We start from the raw sequence: 15735 nt of genomic DNA on the forward strand, positions 1-15735 counted from the left end.
GCCACAACGCCCCGACAATCCATAGACAACAAAAAACATAGCTGCTTGTGCAGGTATTCATTGAGTTTCAGATACAAAACCATCTGAAATCCACTGAATACCTGCGCTAGCAGCTATTCTTTTTACCAGAACGCATTCTTCCATGGCGATCCACGCAATCCAGTACACCATCACCCCCGCCGACCTGCACGCGCACCTGTACGAGGTCACGCTCAACGTGCTGCGGCCCCAGGCCGGCCAGCGCGTGTCGCTGCCGGTGTGGATACCCGGCAGCTACCTGGTGCGCGAATTCGCCAAGAACCTGCAGGGCCTGGCGGCCTACCAGGGCGGCCAGCAGATAGCCGCGCAGCAGCTGGGCAAGAACAGCTGGCAGCTGGCCTGCAGCGCGGACGGCATGCTCACGCTGCGCTACCAGGTCTGCGCCTACGACAGCTCGGTGCGCACCGCGTGGCTGGACAGCCAGCGGGGCTTCTTCAACGGCACCAGCGTGTTCCTGCGCGTGCACGGCCAGGAGCAGGAGCTGCACGCGGTCCACATCCGCCCGCCCGGCGGCCAGCCGCACACCCGCCATTGGCAGCTGGCCACCGGCCTCACGCCCGCCCGGGTCAACAAGCGCGGCTTTGGCCTGTACCACGCCGCCGGCTATGACGAGCTGGTGGACTGCCCGGTGGAGATGGGCGAGTTCTGGAGCGCCGAATTCACCGCCTGCGGCGTGCCGCACCGCTTCGTGGTCGCGGGCGCCGCGCCCAGCTTCGACGGCGAGCGCCTGATCGCCGACACCCGGAAAATCTGCGAGGCCGAGATCCGCCTGTGGCACCCCAAGGGCCGACCGCCCTTCTCGCGCTACGTCTTCATGCTCAATGTGCAGGACGACAGCTACGGCGGCCTGGAGCACCGCAACTCCACCGCCCTGGTCTGCAGCCGCCGCGACCTGCCGCGCAAGCCCGAGGGCCCTGGCGCAGCCAAGCCCGGCGCCGGCTACACCACGCTGCTCGGCCTCATCAGCCACGAGTACTTCCATACCTGGAACGTCAAGCGCCTGCGCCCGATCGAGCTGGCGCAGATCGACTACGAGCAGGAGAACTACACCGCGCTGCTGTGGTTCTTCGAGGGCTTCACCAGCTACTACGACGACCTGCTGCTGCGCCGCGCCGGCCTGATCGACAACGCCGAATACCTCAGGCTCATCAACAAGACCATCAACCAGGTGCAGCAGACCCCGGGCCGCCTGCTGCAAAGCGTGGCCCAGGCCAGCTTCGACGCCTGGGTCAAGTACTACCGCCAGGACGAGAACACGCCCAACGCCACCGTCAGCTACTACACCAAGGGCAGCCTGGTGGCCCTGTGCCTGGACCTGGCCCTGCGCAGGCAAGGCGCCGCCACGCTCGACCAGGTGATGCGCGCGCTCTACAAGCGCTGCAAGGGCGGCCCCATGCGCGAGGACGACCTGCTGCAGGTGCTGCACGAGCTCAGCGGCCGCAGCTGGGCCGGCGAGATCGCCGCCTGGGTGCACGGCACGGCCGAGCTGCCGCTGGCCGAGCTGCTCGCCGCGCACGGCGTGCACTGCCAGGACGACAAGCCCCAGCTCGCCCAGCAGCTGGGCCTGCGCGTGGCCGAGGCCGGCGGCGCGCTCACCGTCAAGACCATACTGCGCGGCGGCCCGGCCGAGGCCGCCGGCATGATGGCCGGCGACGAATGGCTGGGCATCGAGCACGTGCTGAACGGCCAGCTGCAGGCCTGGCGCCTGCGCCGGCTCGAAGACCTGCCGCTTTATGCCGGCGCCGCCGCCAGCGTGCAGGCGCTGGTGGCGCGCGACCAGCGCCTGCTGCGGCTGCCGCTCGCCCTTGCCGGCGCCGGTGCAAAAGCTGCCAAAAAACAGGCCGATGCGGCCAGCGGCGACGGCTCCACCGTCACCCTCGCGATCCGCGACGCCAGCCTGGTCGACCGCTGGCTCAATCCCTCGGTATAGTAGGCAGCGCCTCATCTGATCTACAGGAGACTCCCTTGGCATACGAAATGATCGAAGTCCGCACCGAGGCGGACAAAGTCGGCATCATCACGCTGAACCGCCCCAAGCAGCTCAACGCGCTGAACGACCAGCTCATGAATGAGCTGGGCGCGGCCCTGCAGGCCTTCGACGCCGACGAACGCATCGGCTGCATGATCATCACCGGCAGCGAAAAAGCCTTTGCCGCCGGCGCCGACATCGGCGCCATGGCCAAGTACAGCTTCGCCGACGCCTACAGGGGCGACTACATCACCCGCAACTGGGAAACCATCCGCAGCATCCGCAAGCCGGTGATCGCCGCCGTCAGCGGCTTCGCGCTGGGCGGCGGCTGCGAGCTGGCGATGATGTGCGACTTCATCATCGCCGCCGAGAACGCCAGGTTCGGCCAGCCCGAGATCAAGCTCGGCGTCATCCCCGGCGCCGGCGGCACGCAGCGCCTGCCCCGCGCGGTGGGCAAGGCCAAGGCCATGGACATGGCCCTCACCGCCCGCATGATGGACGCCACCGAGGCCGAGCGCGCCGGCCTGGTCAGCCGCGTGGTGCCCACCGACAAGCTCATGGAAGAAGCGCTGGGCGCCGCGCTCATCATCGCCGGCTTCTCGCAGATCGCGGTGATGGCGGTCAAGGAATCGGTCAACCGCGCCTTCGAGGGCGGCCTGTCCGACGGCGTGATGTTCGAGCGCCGCCTGTTCCATGCGCTGTTCGCCACCAACGACCAGAAGGAAGGCATGGACGCCTTCGTCAACAAGCGCGCGGCGAATTTCACGAACACCTGAAAATGTGTATATAATGCTGGTCTTCCGGTCGTATAGCTCAGTTGGTTAGAGCGCAGCATTCATAATGCTGATGTCGTAGGTTCAAGTCCCACTACGACCACCACATACAGCAGCAAGCCCTGTTCGCAAGACAGGGCTTTTTGCTTTGCGGAGCCTGGCCTTGAAGACAAGCATCATCCAGAACGCGGCGGCCTATGTGCTCGAACACGGCCTGGCCGACGAGTCCATCCGCACCATCGCGCAGGGCATAGGCACCAGCCACCGCATGATCAACTACCACTTCGGCGGCTCCGAGGGCTTCTGGGAGGCGCTGATCAACGAGATCCGCCGGATCGAGCTGGACAAGTCGCGCAAGTACTTCGCCAGCCAGCAGGCCGCACCCGACGCGGGCATCTCGCGGGCCTGGGCCTACTTCTCCACGCCAGAGTACCAGCGGATCTTTCGCATCATCTTCGAGATCTATGTGAAGGTCCTGCGCGCTCCGCAGGAGCACGAGGCCTTTGTGGGCTCATTCGTCAACGAATGGCTGGGCCTGCTGGCGGCGAGCTATGCGCAGCACTACCGGCTGGCCGCCGGCGAAGCCGCGCAGTACGCCCGCCTGCGCCTGGCCTGCATACGCGGGCTGATGCTGGACCTGCTGCTGACGCAGGAGGCCGAGAACATCGCCCAGGCCGCACAGCTGTTCGACCAGATGCTATTGGCGCAGCTCACACGTCGAGCGTAGCGAACTCCAGCGTGTTCGGCGTGGCCACCAGCACCTCGGGCGTGTCGCCCACCACCACCGTGTCGTCAATACGAAAGCCGCCCAGCCCGCGCACATACAGCCCGGGCTCCGACGAATAGACCTCGCCCGCCAGCAGCGCGCGGTAATTGAAGGCCATGTCCTCGGGGTACTCGTGCAGCATCAGGCCCACGGCATGTCCGGTACGATGCAGCACATGCTCCTCCAGCCCGGCCTTGTGGATCACCGCCAGCGCGGCCGCGTCGATGTCGCAGACCCGGTTGCCGGGCCGCGCGGCGGCCACCCCCGCCGCCGTGGCCTCGCGCGCGGTCTCGAAGCAACGCCGTTGCATGTCGCTGGGCTTGCCTGCAAACCAGGTGCGCTCGTTCTCGACGTAGTAGCCATTGAGCCGCGGCAGCACGAAGTTGACGATGGTGTCGCCCTTGCCGATGACCGCGCCGCAGTTGGCACCGTCGCCATGGGGCGAGGCCGATGCCGGGCCGCTCAGCGTCCAGCAGCGCAGCACCTCGAAGCTCTCGCCCGCAAAGCGCTTGGCGGCCTCCTCGGCCATCAGCGCCGCCACCTGGAAATCCAGCACCTGGGTCTGCAGGCCCGGGCGGTACAGCTCCTTGAAGCGCTGCTGCGTCCAGTCGGTCAACGCGGCCAATGCGCGCATGATGGCCAGCTCCTCGTCGTTCTTCACCCAGCGCAGCGAGCGCAAGGCCAGCGGCATGGCGCTCACGCGGGTCGAAGGCAGCAGGGCCACGGCCTGCTGCAGCACGCCGGTCACGCCATCGGCCATCAGCTGCTTGCCAGCCAGCCCCAGCGCGCGCAGAACCGATGCCAGCAGCGCCGGCAATTCGCTCACCAGCGCAATCCGGTTGGTGATGCGCGGGTGCTCGGCGTAGAAGCTGATCTGCTCCAGCCCCACCCACAAGTCGCCCTTCTCGATCGAGAAATGCGTGTGATTGGTCGACAGCTCGTTGAAGACCGCGTGCAACTGGCCGTCGGCGGTCACCACCGTGAAGATCGGGCGCTCCCAGGGCAGCACATCCACCGCGAAGTTGGTCGCATACTGGATGAAGTCGGCCGAGGTGAAGACAATGGCATCCGCGCCATGGCTGTGCATCAGCGCCTGCATGGCCTGCTTGCGCTGTTCAAAGGTTTTGGTAGTCAGCTTCGGCATTACTGCTTGATACCCAGTTCGTTGATCAACCCGCCCCAGCCCTTGGCGTCGCGCTCCATGTAGGCTTTCACATCCGGCGGCTGTGAAATCACGGCATCGAGCGACTGCGCCCGCATGCGCTCCTGCACGGCTGGGGTCTGCAGCGCCTGGTTGATGGCCTGGTTGAGCTTTTGCACGATCTGTGGGTCCGTGCCCTTCTTCATCACGATGGAATACCAGCCCGGCACCGCGATGTCATAGCCCAGCTCCTTGTAGGTCGGCACGTCGGGAAAGGCCTTCAGGCGCTTGTCGCCCGTGACGGCGATGGCCACCAGCTTGCCGGACTTGATCATTTCCGAGATCGCGCCGGGTGGCGTGGTCATGAAAGGCGTGTCTCCCGCAATCACGCTGGTCGTGGCGCCCGGGCCGTTGAACGGTGCATGCTCCATCTTCAGGCCGACCTGCTTCTTGATCAGTTCGGTGGCCAGGTGGGTGGAGTTGCCTATGCCGGCCGACGCATAGGTGTACTTGCCCGGGCTCTTCTGGACCAGCGCCTTGAACTGGGCGAAGCTCTTCACGCCCAGCTTGGGCGAGACGATGGACACGAAGGGCGTGTCGGCAAAAACCGCAACGCCTTCGAAATCGCGCGCCGGATCGTAGGGCAGGTTGCTGTACAGGTACGGATTCCACGCCAGGTTGGAGACCCCCGCCATGAACAAGGTGTAGCCATCGGCAGGCTGCGACAGCACAAAGCTGGCCGCCAGCGAGCCATTGGCGCCAGGCTTGTTTTCCACCACGACGGCTTGCTTGAGCTCACGGGCCAACTGGTCCGCCAGCGTGCGGGCCAGCACGTCGTTGCTCGTTCCCGCCGCCTGCGGAATCACAAACCGCAAAGGCTTGGCGGGCCAGGCGCCTTGCGCCCAAGCACCTGTGGCCAAGCTGCTCAACAGCAGCGTCGCCAGCGCATTTTTCAGATAGGTTCTACGCATTTCATTTCCATGTACCAAGTGGTACATGAATTATCAAGGAAAGCAGCGGCGGTTTGGCAAAGGGTAAACACCAGGGTCTGCCATCACCGGCCATGATCGGCCGTGCGCGACAGGCCTTGAAAGCCGGCATCCGCCCTCATCTATAACGGCAGTACATCCAACCCACATTCGCAGCCATGCCCCCCACCCCGCAAACCTCATTCGCCGCACGCATGCCCGTGTACTTCATCTCCCACGGCGGCGGCCCCTGGCCGTGGATGAAGGCGGAGATGGGCGACACCTACCGGCAGCTCGAGGCCGCGCTGGCCGACATGCCGCGCCAGCTGCCGCGCACGCCCGAGGCCATACTCATGGTGTCGGCCCACTGGGAGGCGCCGGCTTTCACCGTGCAGGCCACGCCGCAGCCGGGCATGATCTACGACTACGGCGGCTTTCCCGAGCACACCTACCACGTGCACTACCGCTCGCCCGGCTCGCCCGCGCTGGCGCAGCGCGTGGCGCAGCTGCTGCAGGCGGCCGGCCTGCCCCAGGCGCTGGACCACGAGCGCGGCTACGACCACGGCATGTTCTCGCCGATGCAGGCCATCTACCCCGAGGCCCAGGTGCCGGTGGTGCAGCTGTCGCTCAGGCGCGGGCTCGACCCGGCCGAGCACCTGGCGCTGGGCCGCGCGCTCGCGCCCTTGCGGGACGAAGGCGTGCTGATCATCGGCAGCGGCCTCTCCTACCACAACCTGCGTGCCTTCGGCCCGCAGGCGCGCCTGCCTTCCAAGGCCTTCGACGACTGGCTCCGGGACACCATGAACTCCGCTGCCGCCGAGCGCAGCCAGCGGCTGGCGGACTGGGAATCGGCACCGGCCGCGCGCCTGGCGCATCCGCGCGAAGAGCACCTGCTGCCGCTGATGGTGGCGGTGGGCGCCGCCGAGGGCGATGCCGCCACCCGCGTCTACCACGAAGAGGATTTCGTCGGCGGCCTCAGCGTCTCCAGCTACCGGCTGGATGCCGCCTGACGCAGTTTTGTAGAATACGCGGTTCAGCCCCTGGATATACACCATGAACCGCTGCCCCCCGATGACCGCTGCCGCGCGCCGCCGCGCGCTTTTCGCCGCACCGTTCCTGCTGGCCTGGCGCTGACCGCATTCCTGAATCAATAGCTTCCAACGCTTGCCTGCCAAGCGCTGGAAGCGTTTTCCATTGCAAGCACCATGCCCAAGAAAGTCTTCATCAAAACCTTCGGCTGCCAGATGAACGAGTACGACTCGGACAAGATGGCCGACGTGCTGGGCGCCGCCCAGGGCTATGAGCTCACCGACGATCCCGAGCAGGCCGACCTGATCCTGTTCAACACCTGCTCGGTGCGCGAGAAGGCGCAGGAAAAAGTGTTCTCCGACCTGGGCCGCGTCAAGCACCTCAAGGAGCGCGGCGTGCTCATCGGCGTGGGCGGCTGCGTGGCCAGCCAGGAGGGCGAGGAGATCATCAAGCGCGCGCCCTACGTGGACGTGGTCTTCGGCCCGCAGACGCTGCACCGCCTGCCCGAGCTGCTCAACGCGCGCGCGGCCAAGCACAAGCCCCAGGTCGACATCAGCTTTCCCGAGATCGAGAAGTTCGACCACCTGCCGCCCGCGCGCGTGGAAGGCGCATCGGCCTTCGTCTCGATCATGGAAGGCTGCTCCAAGTACTGCAGCTACTGCGTCGTGCCCTATACGCGCGGCGAAGAGGTGAGCCGCCCGTTCGAGGACGTGCTGGTCGAGGTCGCGGGCCTGGCCGACCAGGGCGTGAAGGAAGTCACGCTGCTGGGCCAGAACGTGAACGCGTACCTCGGCAAGATGGGCGACACGGACGAGATCGCCGACTTCGCGCTGCTGCTCGAATACGTGGCCGAGATCCCCGGCATCGAGCGCATCCGCTACACCACCAGCCACCCCAACGAGTTCACGCCGCGGCTGATCGAGGCCTACGCGAAGATACCCAAGCTGGTCAGCCACCTGCACCTGCCGGTGCAGCACGGCAGCGACAAGATCCTGATGGCGATGAAGCGCGGCTACACCGCCATGGAGTACAAGAGCACCATCCGCAAGCTGCGCGCCATCCGCCCCGACCTGGCGATGAGCAGCGACTTCATCGTGGGCTTTCCCGGCGAGACCGAGGATGACTTCCAGAAGATGATGAAGCTGATCCACGACGTGCGCTTCGACAACAGCTTCAGCTTCATCTTCAGCCCGCGCCCCGGCACGCCGGCGGCGAGCCTGCACGACGACACGCCGCACGAGCTCAAGCTGCGCCGCCTGCAGGAGCTGCAGGCGGTGATCAACCGCAACATCCACGAGATCAGCGAGGAGCGCGTGGGCACGGTGCAGCGCATCCTGGTCGAGGGCCTGTCCAAGCGCGACGGCAGCGAGCTCATGGGCCGCACCGAATGCAACCGGGTGGTCAATTTCCCCGGCCAGGAGCGCCTGATCGGCCAGCTGGTCGACGTGAAGATCACCGAGGCCAAGACCTATACGCTGCGCGGCGAGGTGCTGACCCGCGGCTGATTTTCGCCAGGCCCATGGCTAAGGCCTGGCGATCTGCGCGCGCCAGGCGCGCAGGCTGTCCTTGATGCGGCGCTCGTGCTCCGGGCCCATGCGCAGCAGGATCTTCTGCCCGGCGGACAGCGCCTCCAGCTGCGGATCGGCGAACTCGTAGCGCAGCCAGGGCTGCTGCGGCGCCACCTGGTTCTGCGCCTGGCCCTGCACCCGCACCAGCTTGAGGGCCAGCGGCTGCGTGGGCTCGGGGGTCTTGAGCAGGTGGTCGATCACCGCCACCATACGGTCGTTGAAATGCCTGCCCGGGTAGCCCAGCTCTTCGTAGCTGCGCTGCAGCACCGGGTAGACGCGCCGGTACAGGGCGGCGGCCGGCGCGGGGTCGAGCCCGGCCACGAAATCCACCACCGCGCCATAGCGCGCCGCGTTGCCGGCGGCGATGCGCAGATCCGCTGCGCTGCCCTCGACCGCCATGCGCCCGCCCACCGGATGCAAGGGCCACAGCTGCGCCGCCGCATGGCTGCGCGGCAGGTTGTCGATGGTGGCAACGATGCGCCGCGCCAGACCCTCGGTGGCCACGAAGCGCAGGCTGCGCTCGCGGCCCAGCCATGCGGCCACGGTGCTGTCGAAGCTGGCGCCGGCATCGGGCGCCAGCGGCGGGTTGCCCTGGGCGTCTGCGGCAGGCTCCAGCGGATGGTGTTCTTCGGGCGCGGGCAGCTGGGCGACCTGCGGCGGCGCAGCCGGCTCGGGAGCTGTACTGGCCGCCGCGGGAGCCGGCGGCTCCTGCGGCGGGCCGTCCGGGGCACGGCCGTATTTCCACCAGCCATAGCCAGCGGCGGCGGCCAGCACCAGCGCCAGCGCGGCGGCCTTGCCCGGGCCGCTGCCGCGGCGCTGGCGCTGGTACTGGCGGGACACGGGCTCGTGCGGGTTGAAGTCTTGCATGGGGGCACACTCCACAAAAGCGAATGTCCCCTACCATAAGCCCATTTGCAGATCCACGCCGCAGGCATCACCCTTGGTTGCATGCCAGCGCCAGCCGCAACCAGCTCAGGCCTCGGGGCCAGAGCCGGTGCGCTCGAGAATGCGGCGGCGCGTCGCCTCGTCGTCCATCAGCTCGAACCACATCGCGTTGAGCACGGCAAAGGCCGCCGCCAGCGGCAGGCCGAGGAGCCAGGAAAAGTACCACATGCTTGGTCCTCCAGTTCGTTTCAGTAGGAATGGCCCTGGCCGGTGGCGATCGCCACCGGGTCCACCTTGCCGCGCAGGATGCGGTACACCCACGAGGTGTAGGCCAGGATGATGGGCACGAACACCAGCGCGCACACCAGCATGATGAACAGCGTGAGGTGGCTGGACGACGCATCCCAGACCGTGAGGCTGAAGCGCGGCTCCAGCGACGAAGGCAGGATCATCGGGAACATGGCCGCCCCCACCGTGAGGATGATGCAGGCGATGGCCAGGCCGCTGGCCAGCAGCGCCAGCCATTCGCGGCGCCCGCGCAGGCCCAGCGCGCCCAGCAGCGGCAGCACCAGGCCCAGCGCGGGCAGCAGCCACAGCAGCGGCTGGGCCTTGAAGTTGGCCATCCAGGCGCCGGGCACCGCCGCCGCGCTCTTGAGCAGCGGGTTCGAAGGGCCGGTGCTGTTGATGGCGCTGGTGATCTCATAGCCACTGATGCCATTGGCCAGCCACACGCCGGCCAGCGCGAACAGCACCGTGGTCAGCAGCGCGGCCAGCGCGCCCCAGCGGGCGGCGCGGGCCGCCACCTCGCCCTCGGTCTTGAACACCAGCCAGGCCGCGCCGTGCATCAGCAGCATGCACAGCGACACCAGCCCGCACAGCAGCGCGAACGGCGTGAGCAGGCCGAAGAACGTGCCTTCGTAGTAGATGCGCAGATCGGGCGCCAGGCGAAACGGCACGCCCAGCAGCACATTGCCCACCGCCACGCCGAAGATCAGCGCCGGCACGATGCCGGCCAGGCACAGCACCCAGTCCCAGGCGTTGCGCCAGCCCGGCTCCTCGCGCTTGCTGCGGAACTTGAAGGCCACCGGGCGCAGGATCAGCGGCACCAGCACCGCGAACATGGCCAGGTAAAAGCCCGAGAACGACACCGCGTACAGCTGCGGCCAGGCGGCGAAGATGGCGCCGCCGCCCAGGATCAGCCAGACCTGGTTGCCCTCCCAGACCGGGCCCACGGTGTTGATCACCACGCGCCGCTCCACGTCGCTCTTGGCGGTGGCGCGCAGCAGCGCCATCGCGCCCAGGTCGAACCCGTCGGTCACCGCGAAGCCCACCAGCAGTATGCCCAGCAACAGCCACCAGATGACGCGCAGCACGTCGTACGAAATCAGTTCATGCAAGATCATTTCGATTCCTCCTCGCGCTCAGCGCGCACGCGCCAGCTTCTCGATCATGGGCTCGTACAGGCTCAGGTGCGGCTCGCTCAGCTGCTGCGGCCCCTTGCAGATGGCCTTGCGCAGCAGCTTCATCTCGATGACGAACAGCACGGTGTAGATCAGGATGAAGCCGGCGATGGTCAGCGCCAGCGTGCCCGCGCCCAGGTTGGAAACCGCCATGGCCGTGGGCAGCACGCCCTCGATGATCCAGGGCTGGCGGCCCAGCTCGGCCACCACCCAGCCGCATTCGGCCGCGATCCAGGGCAGCGGAATCGCCCACACCGCCACCTTGAGCAGCCAGGGATAGGCATCGAGCCGGTGGCGCGCCGACAGCACCAGGAAGGTGGCCGTCAGCACGATGAAGAACATGCCCAGCCCGACCATGACGCGGAAGGTCCAGAACAGCGGCCCCACCGGCGGCACGGTATCCAGCGCGGCCTGGTGGATCTGCGCATCGCTGGCCTGGCGCGGATCGTCCACATAGCGCATCAGCAGCAGCGCATAGCCCAGCGCGGCGCCTTTTTCCTCGAAGCGGGCGCGGGCCTGCGGGTCGATGGCGGCGTCGGACTTGGCCTCGCGGATGGTCTGCAGCGCGTCATAGGCATCGATGCCGGTGCGGATCAGCCCCTCGGCGCGCTGCACCAGATCGCCGATGCCGGGGATCTCGGTGGTCAGCGAGCGCGTGCCGATCAAGCCCATCACCCACGGAATGTGCACCGCGAAATGCGTCTCGCGCGCCGCGCGGTCGGGAAAGCCGAAGGCGGTGAACGCGGCCGGCGCCGGCTCGGTCTCCCACATGGCCTCGATCGAGGCCAGCTTCATCTTCTGGTGCTCGGACGAGAGGTAGCCGCTCTCGTCGCCCAGCACCACCACCGACAGCGCCGCCGCCAGGCCGAACGAGGCCGCCACCGTCATCGAGCGCCTGGCCAGGTGCACATGCCGGCCCTTGAGCAAATACCAGGCCGACACGCCGAGCACGAACAGCGCTGCGGTCACATAGCCGGCCGACACCGTGTGCACGAACTTGGCCTGCGCCACCGGGTTGGTGAGCACCGCGAAGAAGTCGGTCACCTCCATGCGCATGGTCTGCGGGTTGAAGGCCGCGCCCACCGGGTTCTGCATCCAGCCGTTGGCGATCAGGATCCACAGCGCCGAGAAGTTCGAGCCCAGCGCGACCAGCCAGGTCGCCACCAGGTGCTGCACCTTGCTCATGCGCTCCCAGCCGAAGAAGAACAGGCCGACGAAGGTGGCCTCCAGAAAGAAGGCCATCAGCCCCTCGATGGCCAGCGGCGCGCCGAAGATGTCGCCCACATAGTGGCTGTAGTAGCTCCAGTTCATGCCGAACTGGAACTCCATCACCACGCCCGTGGCCACGCCCATCGCGAAGTTGATGCCGAACAGCACGCCCCAGAACTTGGTCATGTCGCGCCAGATCGCGCGGCCGGTCATCACATACACCGTCTCCATGATGGCGACGAGTATGGACAGCCCGAGCGTCAGCGGCACGAACAGGAAGTGGTAGAGCGCCGTTATCGCGAACTGCAGCCGCGACAAATCGACGATATCGAGGTTCATGGCGAACTCCTTTCTCTGAGTCTTTCAAACATGGGGATTCAATCCTGACCATCGGGCCGGAGCCGCGCCAGCGCCGCCTCGAACCCGGGCGTGCCGCGCCGCGCCTGCCCGGCGATGCGCCCGCCCTCCAGCCACAGCAGCCGATCGGCCAGCCGCGCCTCGCGCCGCCAATGGGTCGCCAGCACCAGCGTGCGCCCCCGGGCCGCCTGCGCCAGGCGCTGCAGCACATCGTGCGCGGTGGCCGCATCCAGCCCCTCGGTGGGTTCGTCCAGCAGCCAGCAGCGCGCCGGGTGCAGCAGCAGCCGGGCCAGCGCCAGGCGCCGCGCCTGCCCGCCCGACAGGCCCAGCCCGCCCTCGCCCAGCATCGTATCCAGCCCCGGCGGCAAGGCCATCACGTCCGCCGCCAGCCCGGCCGCATCGAGCGCGCCCCACAGCGCGGCATCGTCCGCGCCGGGCGCCGCCAGGCGCAGGTTGTCGCGCACGCTGTCCGCGAACAGCTCGGTGCGCTGCGTCATCCAGCTGCACGGCAGCGCCGCGACGCTGCCCGACGCGGCCGGCAGCTCGCCCGCGATCAGCGCCAGCAAGCTGCTCTTGCCCGCACCGCTGGCGCCGATCAGCGCCACGCGCTCGCCAGTGCGCAGGCTCAGCTGCAGCGGCCCCAGGGCCGCCGGCTGCCCCGGGTAGGCCACACAGGCATCTTGCAGCTGCAGCGCCATGCCGGCCGGCGGCTGTGCCGGGGTCGCTGCATCGGCCTGGGGCTGCGCCATGGCCGCCGCGCCCAGGCGGCGCAGCGCCAGCCAGCTGCGCCCCGCCTCGGCCGCGCCGCGGCGCAGCGCGGCAAAAGGCTCCATCGCCGACAGCGCCAGCAAGATGCCCAGCGCGGCCAGCGCCGCGCTGATCTGCTGGCGCTCCACCAGCCAGCCCATGGCCAGCAGCGCCGCGCCCAGGCCCAGCGCGCCGGCCACGCCATAGGCCTGCGCGGCGCGGGCCTCGGCGCGGTACAGCTGCTCGTCGGCCCGCGCGGCGCGGGCGTCGCAGGCCAGCACTGCCGCCAGCTGCGCCGGCAGCCGGCCCGCCATCGCCAGCTCGGTCTGCCCGGCCACCAGATCCACGCTGCGCAGGCGCATGGCCTCCAGCGCCAGGGCGCGGCGGATTGCCGCCTTGCGCGTGCGCAGGCCATGCCACAGCGCAATCCCCCAGCCGGCCAGCAGCAGCCACAGGCCCGCCAGCAGCCCCAGCCACCAGCGCATGGCGCCCAGCGCCAGCGCGCTGAACAGCGCGGCGCCCAGCGCCGCCACGCCAGGCACCAGCAGGCGCAGGTACAGGCTGTCGAGCGCATCCACATCGGCGCTCAGCCGCTGCAGCAGCCGCGCCGGGCGCAGCAGCAGCTGGCGCGCCGCCTGGGGCCGCGACCAGTGGCGAAACAGCCGCTCGCGCAGCGCGGCCAGCACCGCCAGCGTGGCATCGTGCGTGACCAGCCGCTCCGCATAGCGCGCGCCGGTGCGCCCCAGCGCCAGCAGCCGGATGCCGGCCGACGGCATGAACACATCGAACACCAGCGCAGTCGCCGGTGCCAGCCCGGCCAGCGCGGTGGCGGTGATGAACCAGCCCGACAGGCCCAGCAAGGCCATGCCCATGAGCACCGTCGCAGCCGCCAGCAAGGCGCCGCCCAGCCACAGCCGGCGCCCGGCCATCGCGTCCAGGGCCTGCAGCAGGCGGCTTGCGGCATGGATGCCGCGCACACCGCACGCACTGCGCCTGCCGCCCGGCTTCATGCCGCCTCCCGCGCCGGCAGCTCGATCACCCGATCCATGCGCCGCGCCAGCTGCGCATCATGGGTGGCCACGATCAGCGTGCGGCCCGCGGCGATGCGCAGCAGGGCCTGCGTCACCTGCGCCGCGGTCTCCGGGTCCAGGTGGGCGGTGGGCTCATCCACCAGCAGCAGCCCGGCATGCCGGTTCAGCGCCAGACGCGCCAGCGCCAGGCGCACCACCTCGCCGCCCGACAGGCCGCTGCCGCCCTCGCCCAGGCTCATCCCCGGGCGGGCCTGCAGCACCGCGCCCAGCGCCGCCTGCTCGCCGGCGGCGCGCAGCTCGGAGGCGCCGACATGTGCCCGCCCCAGCGCCATATTGCGCTGCACCGAGCCCGCGAACACATGGGGTTGCTGGCCCATCCAGGCCATGCCGGCGCGCAGCGCGGCCGCGGTCTGCGCATCCAGCGGCCGGCCATCGATCCGCACCCGGCCCCGCTGCACCGGCGCCAGGCCCGCCAGCTGCGCCAGCAGCACCGACTTGCCGCTGCCGCTGGGGCTCCACAGCGCCACATGCTCGCCCGCCGCCACGCGCAGGTTCAAGGGCGCCAGGCGCGTCTCGCCGCCAGGCGCCTGTACCTGCAGGTCGAAGACCTCGACCGACATGGCCGCCGTGCCGCTGTCCGCGGCCGGCGCCATGCCGCCGACCATCGGCGCCGCCTGCCGGCACAGGCCGTCCAGCGCCTGCAGCGCCGCCTCGCCGGCGGCGCGGTCGTGCCACACCGCCGACAGATCGCGCAGCGGCTCGAAGAACGCGGGCGCCAGCAGCAGCACGAACAGCGCCTGGCCCAGGCTCAGCCTCTGGCCCCAGGCGCCGAACGGCAGCATGCCCAGCAGGTGAAAACCTACGTACACCGCCACCATGGCCACGCCCAGCGCAGAGAACAGCTCCAGCACCGCCGACGACAAAAAGGCGATGCGCAGCACGCGCATGCTGCGCTGGCGCAGCGCCTCGGCATGGCCGCGCAGCCGCAGCGCCGAAGCCTCGACCGCGCCCAGCGCGCGCAAGCTGCCCAGGCCGCGCAGGCGGTCGAGCAAGAAGGCGTTCATGCCGCCCATCTGCACCAGCTGCTCCTCGCTGGCGGCACGGGCGCGCCAGCCCACGATGGCCATGAACAGGGGAATCAACGGCGCCGCAACCACCAGGATCAAGGCCGCCAGCCAGCTCTGGCTGGCCACCGCCGCGGCGATCGCCAGCGGCACAATGCGCACGCGCCACAGCGCGCTCTGGTAACGCGCCAGCCACGGCACCACCGCCTCGGCCTGCTCGGCCAGCGCGCTGGCTGCCAGGCCCGAGGCGGCGCGCGCCTTGTCCAGCGGCGAGGCCTGGGCCAGGGCCTGCAGCACCTGGGCGCGCAGCCGGCCCAGCACGGCACGCGCGGCACGGTTGGCGCGCAGCATGCCCTGGCCTTCGCAGCAGGCGCGCAGCACGCCCAGCGCCAGCACGCCGGCCGCTGCCGCCAGCAGGCTGCGCAGCGGCTGGCCGGCCGCCATCTGCTGCACCGACCAGGCCAGCAGCGCGGCCTGGGGCAGCCACAGCAGCGCGGCGGCCCATTGCAGCGCCGTGCCGACCGGGGACGGCGCGGGCAGCTGGATCGACGGCGGTGGGCTTGGGTTCATGCTTGCGGCTGCGGCGACACTTCAGGGAAATGCCGCCGGACTCCTGTCGCCATCCATTGTCGGCGCCCATATACGGGTTTTCCATAGCCACAGCCACCCATCTGCGCCTTGCTTGATGTACATCAAGGTCTGGCGCGAATTCCAAGGTAGGCGTTGACG

13 protein-coding genes and 1 tRNA gene are annotated in these 15735 nt (G+C 68.9%); 6 read left to right on the plus strand and 8 right to left on the minus strand.

The window, feature by feature from the left end; genetic code table 11:
- Positions 1-142: 142 nt before the first annotated feature.
- The 4 genes from ACODRX_RS20135 to ACODRX_RS20150 all read left to right on the plus strand — a co-directional run bounded on the left by ACODRX_RS20135 (position 143) and on the right by ACODRX_RS20150 (position 3508).
- Positions 143-1969, plus strand: coding sequence for a M61 family metallopeptidase (locus ACODRX_RS20135; protein WP_488873318.1), 1827 nt, complete (start codon positions 143-145; stop codon positions 1967-1969).
- Between the two features lie 35 nt (positions 1970-2004).
- On the plus strand, positions 2005-2784 hold the full coding sequence (locus tag ACODRX_RS20140; RefSeq protein ID WP_488873319.1) for an enoyl-CoA hydratase: 780 nt from the start codon (positions 2005-2007) through the stop codon (positions 2782-2784).
- A gap of 26 nt (positions 2785-2810) precedes the next feature.
- Positions 2811-2887: transfer RNA gene (locus ACODRX_RS20145), tRNA-Met, on the plus strand.
- A 57-nt stretch (positions 2888-2944) separates the two neighbouring features.
- Complete coding sequence (locus ACODRX_RS20150) at positions 2945-3508, plus strand: TetR/AcrR family transcriptional regulator (protein WP_488873320.1); 564 nt, start codon at positions 2945-2947, stop codon at positions 3506-3508.
- Here ACODRX_RS20150 and ACODRX_RS20155 read toward each other — a convergent pair.
- Positions 3492-4691 (minus strand): M24 family metallopeptidase, encoded by a 1200-nt coding sequence (locus ACODRX_RS20155; protein WP_488873321.1) that lies wholly within the window; start codon positions 4689-4691, stop codon positions 3492-3494. The two genes, ACODRX_RS20150 and ACODRX_RS20155, sit on opposite strands and share 17 nt — an antisense overlap.
- Positions 4691-5659 carry a Bug family tripartite tricarboxylate transporter substrate binding protein gene (locus ACODRX_RS20160; RefSeq protein ID WP_488873322.1) on the minus strand — a complete coding sequence of 323 codons (969 nt, stop codon included), beginning with the start codon at positions 5657-5659 and terminating at the stop codon, positions 4691-4693. Before ACODRX_RS20160 ends, ACODRX_RS20155 begins: the two co-directional genes overlap by 1 nt.
- 212 nt (positions 5660-5871) lie before the next feature.
- Between ACODRX_RS20160 and ACODRX_RS20165 the strand changes: the two genes are divergently transcribed.
- Complete coding sequence (locus ACODRX_RS20165) at positions 5872-6666, plus strand: DODA-type extradiol aromatic ring-opening family dioxygenase (RefSeq protein WP_488873323.1); 795 nt, start codon at positions 5872-5874, stop codon at positions 6664-6666.
- A gap of 195 nt (positions 6667-6861) precedes the next feature.
- Positions 6862-8190: a tRNA (N6-isopentenyl adenosine(37)-C2)-methylthiotransferase MiaB gene (miaB, locus tag ACODRX_RS20170; RefSeq protein WP_488873324.1), complete on the plus strand. Its 1329-nt coding sequence runs from the start codon at positions 6862-6864 to the stop codon at positions 8188-8190.
- A gap of 18 nt (positions 8191-8208) precedes the next feature.
- Here the strand turns inward: miaB and ACODRX_RS20175 are convergent, their stop codons facing one another.
- The 6 genes from ACODRX_RS20175 to cydD all read right to left on the minus strand — a co-directional run bounded on the left by ACODRX_RS20175 (position 8209) and on the right by cydD (position 15576).
- Positions 8209-9120, minus strand: a complete 912-nt coding sequence (locus tag ACODRX_RS20175; RefSeq protein WP_488873325.1) for a DUF3014 domain-containing protein — start codon at positions 9118-9120, stop codon at positions 8209-8211.
- A 105-nt stretch (positions 9121-9225) separates the two neighbouring features.
- Positions 9226-9366, minus strand: coding sequence for a cytochrome bd-I oxidase subunit CydX (gene cydX / locus ACODRX_RS20180; RefSeq protein WP_488873326.1), 141 nt, complete (start codon positions 9364-9366; stop codon positions 9226-9228).
- Between the two features lie 20 nt (positions 9367-9386).
- Positions 9387-10541, minus strand: coding sequence for a cytochrome d ubiquinol oxidase subunit II (gene cydB / locus ACODRX_RS20185; protein ID WP_488873327.1), 1155 nt, complete (start codon positions 10539-10541; stop codon positions 9387-9389).
- An 18-nt stretch (positions 10542-10559) separates the two neighbouring features.
- Positions 10560-12146: a cytochrome ubiquinol oxidase subunit I gene (locus ACODRX_RS20190; protein WP_488873328.1), complete on the minus strand. Its 1587-nt coding sequence runs from the start codon at positions 12144-12146 to the stop codon at positions 10560-10562.
- A gap of 38 nt (positions 12147-12184) precedes the next feature.
- The gene (cydC, locus tag ACODRX_RS20195; RefSeq protein ID WP_488873329.1) at positions 12185-13921 is read right to left on the minus strand and encodes a thiol reductant ABC exporter subunit CydC; all 1737 of its coding nucleotides are present in this window, start codon (positions 13919-13921) and stop codon (positions 12185-12187) included.
- Complete coding sequence (gene cydD / locus ACODRX_RS20200; protein WP_488873330.1) at positions 13918-15576, minus strand: thiol reductant ABC exporter subunit CydD; 1659 nt, start codon at positions 15574-15576, stop codon at positions 13918-13920. Before cydD ends, cydC begins: the two co-directional genes overlap by 4 nt.
- Positions 15577-15735: the final 159 nt, after the last annotated feature.

The sequence above is a fragment of the Comamonas sp. FG99 genome (genome assembly GCF_057808605.1).